The sequence below is a fragment of the Saccharothrix sp. CCNWYY140 genome (genome assembly GCF_037401995.1).
Taxonomy (GTDB): domain Bacteria; phylum Actinomycetota; class Actinomycetes; order Mycobacteriales; family Pseudonocardiaceae; genus Actinosynnema.
In genome coordinates, this window is the sequence record NZ_JBBEGC010000038.1 from 59,480 (window position 1) to 67,476 (window position 7,997).

At 70.8% G+C, this 7,997-nt stretch carries 7 protein-coding genes; 3 read left to right on the forward strand and 4 right to left on the reverse strand.

The genetic code is table 11. The features are described from left to right. Positions 1-88: 88 nt before the first annotated feature. A complete protein-coding gene (locus tag WBN91_RS18915) occupies positions 89-859 on the forward strand; it encodes a hypothetical protein (RefSeq protein ID WP_337723755.1) in 771 nt (256 codons plus the stop codon). Continuing rightward, positions 751-1,725 carry a hypothetical protein gene (locus tag WBN91_RS18920; protein ID WP_337723756.1) on the forward strand — a complete coding sequence of 325 codons (975 nt, stop codon included), beginning with the start codon at positions 751-753 and terminating at the stop codon, positions 1,723-1,725. The genes WBN91_RS18915 and WBN91_RS18920 overlap by 109 nt, the downstream gene beginning before the upstream one ends. Here WBN91_RS18920 and WBN91_RS18925 read toward each other — a convergent pair. The 4 genes from WBN91_RS18925 to WBN91_RS18940 all read right to left on the reverse strand — a co-directional run bounded on the left by WBN91_RS18925 (position 1,715) and on the right by WBN91_RS18940 (position 6,190). Beyond that, entirely contained in the window at positions 1,715-2,986 is a 1,272-nt protein-coding gene (locus WBN91_RS18925) for a cryptochrome/photolyase family protein (protein ID WP_337723757.1), read from the reverse strand. The two genes, WBN91_RS18920 and WBN91_RS18925, sit on opposite strands and share 11 nt — an antisense overlap. An 87-nt stretch (positions 2,987-3,073) precedes the next feature. Continuing rightward, complete coding sequence (locus WBN91_RS18930; protein WP_337723758.1) at positions 3,074-4,387, reverse strand: citrate synthase; 1,314 nt, start codon at positions 4,385-4,387, stop codon at positions 3,074-3,076. A gap of 271 nt (positions 4,388-4,658) precedes the next feature. Further along, on the reverse strand, positions 4,659-5,594 hold the full coding sequence (locus tag WBN91_RS18935) for a carbohydrate kinase family protein (protein ID WP_337723759.1): 936 nt from the start codon (positions 5,592-5,594) through the stop codon (positions 4,659-4,661). Further along, positions 5,591-6,190, reverse strand: a complete 600-nt coding sequence (locus WBN91_RS18940; protein WP_337723760.1) for a TetR/AcrR family transcriptional regulator — start codon at positions 6,188-6,190, stop codon at positions 5,591-5,593. Before WBN91_RS18940 ends, WBN91_RS18935 begins: the two co-directional genes overlap by 4 nt. A gap of 90 nt (positions 6,191-6,280) precedes the next feature. On the opposite strand from WBN91_RS18940, the gene WBN91_RS18945 reads away from it, so the two are divergent. Further along, positions 6,281-7,423 (forward strand): acyl-CoA dehydrogenase family protein, encoded by a 1,143-nt coding sequence (locus WBN91_RS18945; protein ID WP_337723761.1) that lies wholly within the window; start codon positions 6,281-6,283, stop codon positions 7,421-7,423. The last annotated feature ends 574 nt before the right edge of the window (positions 7,424-7,997 follow it).

Consider the following 7,997-nt stretch of genomic DNA (forward strand, 5'->3'; position numbering starts at 1 on the left):
TACCTCGATCGGGTGATAGCAGGTAATCCGGGCGGCCGGTGAGCCGATCCCACGGGTGGACGCATCCTCCGTGAGGGAGGCGGTCGCGATGGTCGCTGCCAGGCTCGTGGGCGCGCTGTGCGCCTTGCTGCTGGCCGCCTGCAACGGTTCGCCCGCACCCGAACCCACCACCACCACGACGACGCTCACCACGGGCATCAGAACGCTCGACCCGTCACCGCCCGAGACCACCACCGAGACGACCACGACCACCGGGCGCGGGCCGCTCACGATCACCATCGGCACGGCCCGGCTGGACGGCCAGACCCCCGACACGCCGTGGTCCAACGACCCGCCGGTGTTCGACCTGTTCACCGACGAACCCACCCACGTGGACTGCAAGACCTTCGCGTGGGACGGCGGCATCTCCGTGCCGATCACCGTGGTGGCCGTCGACTTCTCCAACACCACCGTCAAGCACGGGTCGTTCGACGCGCAGGGACTCTGCGAGCGGTCCGGTGGCATCGGCGACTGCCGCAGCTTCACCTTCCCGCCGCCGAACACCCTCGACCGGGCGCGGTGCGGGGTGCCGATCGTGGCGACGAGACCGCCCGGCGAGCGCATCGACACCACCGTGACCCTCACCCTGCGTGCGTCCTGCTCGACGACGAACGCCGCGCCGTGCGACAACTCGCGGGTGGTCGCGGCGAGGCCGTCCCCGGCACAACCGGTGACCATCGAATGGAGCCACAAGGAGACCGTGACGACCGTGTGGCACCCGTGCAAGGCGGAGGAGCACAACTTCGAAGACGGCTGCCCCAAGCCGAACACCACGACGACGACCACCACCACGACCACGCCGACGTCCACGTCCCGATGAAGCCCGCCGACCAGCCCGGCCTGCTGGACCGGGTCCAGTCCTTCGCGGCCGTCGCCGCACCCACCACGCTGGCCACGGCGCTGCTGTTCTACTTCGGCTACGTCTCGACCCTGACCCGGTACCGCCACTTCGGCGTCGATCTTGGTGCCCTGGACCTGTCCACCGCCGAACTGCTCCTGCTCGGCACCGAGGTGGTCTTCCCGCCGCTGGCCGGGCTGCTGCTGGTGCTGATGGCGGGCCTGTTCGCGCACCGGGGCGTGCAGGCACTGCACAAGCGCCGCCTCACTCGGGTCACGAAGGTGTTGGCCGTGGTCCTGGCGGTGGTGGGCGCGGTGGCGTTCGGACGGGCCGTGGTGGGCGTGCTGTTCGTGAGCGTGTCCCGGGACGAGGTGCCCGGCCTGACCGCCGTGTGCCTGGGGTTGGGGCTGCCGCTGGTCGCCTATGCCGTGTGGACGTACCGGGGGCCCAGGCGGGGCAGACGCTCGCCTTCGGAGGTCCTGGTGCTCACCGCGCTCACCGGCCTGGTGGTGCTGGGCCTGTTCTGGACGACGAACATCTTCGCCGGCGCGTACGGCCGTGGCCGCGCCCAGGAGATGGCCGGCGAACTGCACACCCACCCACTCGTGGTCCTCGACCTCCAGCAGCCGCTGTACCTGCCGGAGGGCTTCCCGGGCGTGCAGCAGTTCGCCCTGCCGGCCGAGGCCGGCCACCCGTTCCGGTTCCGCTGCCAGGGCCTGCGGCTGCTGACCGAGGCCGGCGGACGGCTGTTCCTGGTGCCCGAGCGGTGGGACCAGGCCCGGCGGACCGTCGTGGTGCCCTACGACGAGACGGTCCGCGTGCAGTTCCTGCCCGGGGCTAACCCTTGATGGCCGCGTACCGGGCCAGGGCGACCTGACGCTCGTGGGCGTGGTCGACGATCGGGTCGCGGGGTTGGTGGACCGCGCGGCCCCGGACGTCCCGCAGTTCCGGCACGTACCGGCGGACGTAGTCGCCGTCCGGGTCGAACTTCTCCCCCTGCGTGACGGGGTTGAACACGCGGAAGTAGGGCGCGGCGTCGGTGCCCGTGCCCGCCGCCCACTGCCACCCGTGCTGGTTGGACGCCAGGTCGCCGTCCACGAGGTGCTTCATGAAGTGCCGGGCGCCCCACCACCACGGCAGGTGCAGGTCCTTGACCAGGAAGCTCGCCACGACCATCCGCACCCGGTTGTGCATCCACCCCTCGGCCAGCAGCTGCCGCATCCCGGCGTCCACGAACGGGTAGCCGGTCCGCCCGGCGCACCAGGCCGCGAACCGCTCCCGGTCGTGGTCCAGTTCCATCCGGTCGAACCGGCGGTCGAGGTTGCGCCGCGCGGAGTCCGGCTGGTGCCACAGGACGTCCGCGTAGAAGTCCCGCCACGCCAACTCGGACCGGAACGCGGCGGAACCCTTGTCCCGCCCCAAATCCGCCAGCAACGTGCGCGGGTGCACCACGCCCCACCGCAGGAACGCCGACATGCGGCTGGTGCGGTCCAGGTCCGGCCGGTCCCGGTGCTCGGCGTAGTCCGGCAACCGCTCGTCCCGGAACTTCTCCCACAACTCCAGGACATCCGGCAGCAGCTCCCCCTTCGGCAGCCGCTCACCACCAACCGGCTCGATCCAGTCCACTGTGGACTCGTCCGTGTCGGCCGGCTTGCGCCACCCGTGCTCCTGCCAAGCCTTCCGGAACGGCGAGAACACCCGGTACGGACTGCCATCCGCCTTCACCACCCGCCCCGGCGTCACGGCGTACGGCGACCCGACCCGCACCAACTCGACCCGCTCGGCCACCCCGGAATCCCGCTCCCGCCCGTACGGCCCGGCATCACCGGACACGTGGACCGACCGCGCCCCCACGCCCGCCGCGACCTCCGGCACCACCTCGACCGGGTCGCCGGACACCACCAGGAGCCGCCCGCCGAGCCGCGCGTCCAGCGTGCGCAGGCACCGGAACAGGAAGTCCACCCGGGGCCGGCCCGCCACCCCCAGCAGCCGCGGGTCCAGCACGTACAGCGCGAGCCCCCGCGACGCCCGCTCGGCCGCCGCGAGCAGGGCGGGGTGGTCGGCCACCCGCAGGTCGCGCCGGAACCAGACAACGGTCGCGGAATCCACACCGCGACCCTAAAAGCGCACCGGACAGCCCGCATGACAGACAAAAGGCCCGCGCCCCACGGGGGCACGGGCCTGGAGTCGGGTCGATCAGCGCTCGGTCACGGGCACGTAGGCGCGCTCCGGCGAACCCACGTAGATCTGGCGCGGGCGGCCGATCTTGGTGGCCGGGTCCTTGATCATCTCGCGCCAGTGCGCGATCCAGCCGGGCAGGCGGCCCAGCGCGAACAGGACCGTGAAGAACTTCGTCGGGAAGCCCATCGCCCGGTAGATCAGGCCGGTGTAGAAGTCCACGTTCGGGTACAGCTTGCGCTCGATGAAGTAGTCGTCCGCGAGCGCGGTCTCTTCCAGCTTCTTCGCGATGTCCAGCAGCTGGTCGTCGGCGCCCAGCTTGCCCAGGATCTCGTCGGCGGTCTTCTTGATGATCGCCGCGCGCGGGTCGTAGTTCTTGTAGACCCGGTGGCCGAAGCCCATCAGGCGGACGCCGTCCTCCTTGTTCTTCACCTTGCGCACGAAGGCCTCGACGTCACCGCCCTCGGCCCGGATCTTCTCCAGCATCTCCAGCACCGCGCTGTTCGCGCCGCCGTGCAGCGGGCCGAACAGGGCGTTGATGCCGGCGGAGATGGAGGCGAACAGGTTGGCCTCCGACGAGCCCACCAGGCGCACGGTGGAGGTGGAGCAGTTCTGCTCGTGGTCGGCGTGCAGCACGAACAGCAGGTCCAGCGCGCGGACCAGGTCCGGGTCCACGTCGTAGGGCTCGGCGGGGAAGCCGAAGGTCATGCGCAGGAAGTTCTCCACCAGGCCCAGCGAGTTGTCCGGGTAGAGGAACGGCTGGCCGACCGACTTCTTGTAGGCGTACGCGGCGATGGTCGGGACCTTCGCCAGCAGCCGGATGGTGGAGATCTCGACCTGGTTGGCGTCGAACGGGCTCAGGCTGTCCTGGTAGAAGGTGGACAGCGCGGACACCGCGGAGGACAGCACCGGCATCGGGTGCGCGTCGCGCGGGAAGCCGTCGAAGAACCGTTTCAGGTCCTCGTGGAGCAGGGTGTGCCTGCTGATCTTGGACGAGAACTCGTCCAGCTGCGCCTGCGTCGGCAGCTCGCCGTAGATCAGCAGGTAGCTGACCTCGATGAAGTTCGAGCGCTGGGCGAGCTGCTCGATGGGGTAGCCGCGGTAGCGCAGGATCCCCGCGTCACCGTCGATGTAGGTGATCTCGGACGAACAGGACGCGGTGTTGACGAAGCCGCTGTCCAGGGTGACCAGGCCGGTGGTGGCCAGGAGCTTGCCGAGATCGATACCGGGCGCACCCTCGGTGGCCGGTACTACCTTCATCTCGTGCTCTCCGCCCTGATGGCGCAGCGCGACGGTACGGGTGTCGTTCGGCGCAGTCGTCGCGTCGGGCATTCAGAGTCCCTCTCACGCTAGGGCGGGGTGGCCCCGTGCGGGTTCTCGCACGTCAGGGCGCGCGGACGTGAGGCGTCCCCGCACCGCAGCACCACCCCGTTGGGGTCCTGTCAGTTGTGCCACGCTAGTCGGCGGACAACCCGCTCCACAGCCGCGGCATGAACCGATTCTGCGAGGTGGGACCGGCATCACACCTGGATGCACGGTGGCTAGCGTGCATCCCCCACCGTAGCCCTTTCGCCGTGTTTCTCCACCTCAAGAGGGGTGAGAGCTAGGTCATCTCCAGCTCGCGTTTGAATGGCGGTTCCGCGCCGGCCCGGGAGCAGGTAATGGCCGCCGCCGCGCCCGCGAAGGCCAGCGCGTCGGCCCACTTCCCTCCGTCCAGGCCACGGATCGCCTTGGTGGACAGGGCGTCGTGGTGGTGCAGCCACGCCAGCAGCGCGCCCTGCACGGTGTCCCCCGCGCCGATGGTGTCGACCACCGTCACCGGGGTCGGTGGGACGCGAATCACGTCCTCGGCGGTGAGCACGGCGAGACCGTCGCCACCCCGGGTGAGCACGACGGCCGCGGGACCCGCCGCGAGCCAGTCCCGGGCGACTTCCAGCACGTCCCCCTCGGGGGCGTCGTCGGGCAGCTCGGCGAGCCAGCGGGCGTCGTCGACGGACACCTTGAGCAGGCCGACGTGCGGCAGCCACGAGTCGTAGCGGTCGCGGTAGGCCAGCGGGTCGCGGATCAGCCCGGCCCGGATGTTCGGGTCGAGCACGGTCAGCGCGCCGCGCTCGGACTCGCGCCACAGCACCCGCTCGTAGGTGCTCGCGCCCGGCTCCAGGACCAGCGACAACGTGCCGAAGGAGACCGCGCGGACCCCGTCGGGCAGCGGGCCGGGGTCGGTGACCTGCCGGTCGGCGGTGCCGTCGACGTAGAAGGAGTACCGGGCGGAGCCGTCCTCGGTCAGGCCCACGACGGCCAGGGTGGTCGGCTCGGGTCCGCGCTGGACCAGGTCGGTGCGCACGTTCGAGGCGTGCAGGCGCTCCACCAGCCGGTCGCCGAACAGGTCGGTCGAGATCCGGGACAGGAAGCTCACCGGCGCCTCCAGCCGACCCGCGGCGACGGCCACGTTGTACGGCCCGCCGCCCAGCCGGGGCGCGAGGTGGCCCTCCGGGGTCGGAACGAGGTCGACCAGCGACTCACCCGCGACGACGATCACGCCTGGCTCCGTTCTCTGCGTAGCCCGTCCAACAGCAGTTCACCCAGCGCGGTGAACGCCTCGGCGTCGGTCACCCCGGCGCGGCGCGTGAGCACACCGGTCTGGATGCCCTCGATGAGCAGCCCCGCCATCTCCGCGACCAGCGTGGCGTGGACCTCGCGGAACACGCCCTCCCGAACACCTTCCTGGATGAACGACCGGATCCGCTCGGCCGCCGCACGCGCGTTGCGCTCGTAGGTGGACCGGGTGGGCGCGAAGGCCGACACGTCGGCGATGAACTGCGCCGACGCCCGCCTGAGCTCCTCGGCGGCCCCGGCGAGGTAGGTCCCGACCCGCGCCCGCACGTCCCCGATCTCGGCCACACGCTGCTCGATGCGCTCGGCAGCACCCTTGAAGTACCGCCCGACGACCCGGACGGCGAGCTGCTCCTTGCTGGCGGCCAGGGCGTACAGGGTGGACTTGGAGCAGTGCAGGCGGGCGGCGAGGTCGTCCAGCGTGAAGTGCGCGAACCCCTCGGCCAACACGAGCTGCTCCAGCCTGCTCAGCAGGTCGACCTGCCGGGGCGTGAGCGGCCTGCGCACGATCGAGGACGTCATGGTGAAACTCTGTCACACTCCCTGGCGACAGTACTGGCGTACGTCCTACAGTACTGTTGCTAGTACTCACCCGTCTCTCGGAGGTCGACGATGCCCGCCGAACGCCTGCTGCCCACCACCGAGGCCGAGGACCTGCTGGACCTGGTCCGCGAAATCGCCCGGGACGAGCTGGCGCCGCACGCGGCCGAGGCGGAGGAGCACGAGCGCTTCCCCAGGGACAAGTTCAGGTTGCTCGGCAAGACTGGACTGCTGGGCCTGCCGTACCCGGAGCGCTTCGGTGGCGGCGAGCAGCCGTACGAGGTGTACCTCCAGGCGCTGGAGGAGGTCGCGTCGGCGTGGATGTCGGTCGGCGTGGGCCTGTCCGTGCACATCATGTCCAGCTACGCCCTGGCGACCTTCGGCACCGAGGAGCAGAAGGAGAAGTGGCTGCCCGACATGCTCGGCGGCGAGCAGCTGGGCGGGTACGCCTTGTCCGAGTCGCACGCGGGTTCAGATGCGGGCGCACTGTCCACACGCGCCACCAAGCAGGACGACCACTACGTCGTGAACGGCACGAAGGCGTGGATCACCCACGCCGGCGCGGCGGACTTCTACACCCTCATGGCCCGCACCGCAGACACCGGCAGCCAGGGCATCTCGTGCTTCCTGTCCCCCGGCCACGCTCCCGGCCTCACCGCCGCGACCCCCGAACGCAAGATGGGCCTAACCGGCTCGATCACCGCCCAACTCCTCTTCGAGGATGTACAGGTGGATGCCGACCGCCTGATCGGCTCCGAGGGCGACGGCCTGAAGATCGCACTGTCCGCTTTGGACTCCGGCAGGCTTGGCATCGCCGCATGCGGCGTAGGCCTGGCCCAGGCAGCCCTGGATCAAGCGGTCGCATACGCCAAGCAACGCACCCAATTCGGCCGGGCAATCATCGACTTCCAGGGCCTGGAATTCCTCCTGGCAGACATGGCCGCAGCCGTGGAGTCGGCCCGCGCCACGTACCTGGCAGCAGCCCGCCGCCGCGACCGGGGTTTGCCCTTCACGAGGCAGGCAGCCATCGCCAAACTGATCTGCACCGACACCGCCATGAAGGTCACAACGGATGCCGTGCAGGTCCTAGGCGGCGCCGGCTACACCCGGGACTTCCCGGTGGAGCGATACATGAGGGAAGCCAAGGTCCTCCAGATCTTCGAGGGCACCAACCAAATCCAACGCCTCGTAATCGGCCGCGACCTCCGCCGCTGACCTGCCCAAACAGCACTCGCGGCATCTACACCCGATCGTGTGACATACACAATCCGCAACTTCTCACGATCTCCCGCGATACCGTGATTAGGAACGGCGGACGGGACGGCAAGGCCACCCGGTCACCACAGCAGCAGCCCGCCGGCGACCACCGGAAAGGCAGCGCAAGACCGACAACCGCGCCCACCGCCCGCCACCCCCACGCGCCCACCGGCCGGCAGCCCACGCGACCACCGGCCGCCAGCCCACGCGACCAGCCGCCCGCCACCGGCCAACAACCCCACACCAGCAGCCGCTCCCAGGCAGCCCAACACCACCGGCAGCCACCCGACGGCAGCCGACAGCTCGCACCTTCGCCAACCGCCCGCCAGCAGGCCCACCCGCCAGCAGCCCCCTCCACCGCCAGCGACCCCACGGCAGCGAGCCTCAGCGGCAGCCTCCCGCCGGCGGCCACCAGCCCCACACGACCAGCGACCGTGGCGGGTGGCGGCAGGCCGGTGGCGGCAGGCGGGCGGCGGCAGGCGGGCGGGCGGCGGCAGGCGGGCGGGCGGCGGCAGGCGGGCGGGCGGGCGGC

Bases quoted from the DNA above. Each gene is read 5' to 3' on its own strand.
- WBN91_RS18945 (WP_337723761.1), top strand. From the start codon at position 6,281: ATGCCCGCCGAACGCCTGCTGCCCACCACCGAGGCCGAGGACCTGCTG.
- WBN91_RS18915 (WP_337723755.1), top strand. From the start codon at position 89: ATGGTCGCTGCCAGGCTCGTGGGCGCGCTGTGCGCCTTGCTGCTGGCC.
- WBN91_RS18930 (WP_337723758.1), bottom strand. From the start codon at position 4,387: ATGCCCGACGCGACGACTGCGCCGAACGACACCCGTACCGTCGCGCTG.
- WBN91_RS18940 (WP_337723760.1), bottom strand. From the start codon at position 6,190: ATGACGTCCTCGATCGTGCGCAGGCCGCTCACGCCCCGGCAGGTCGAC.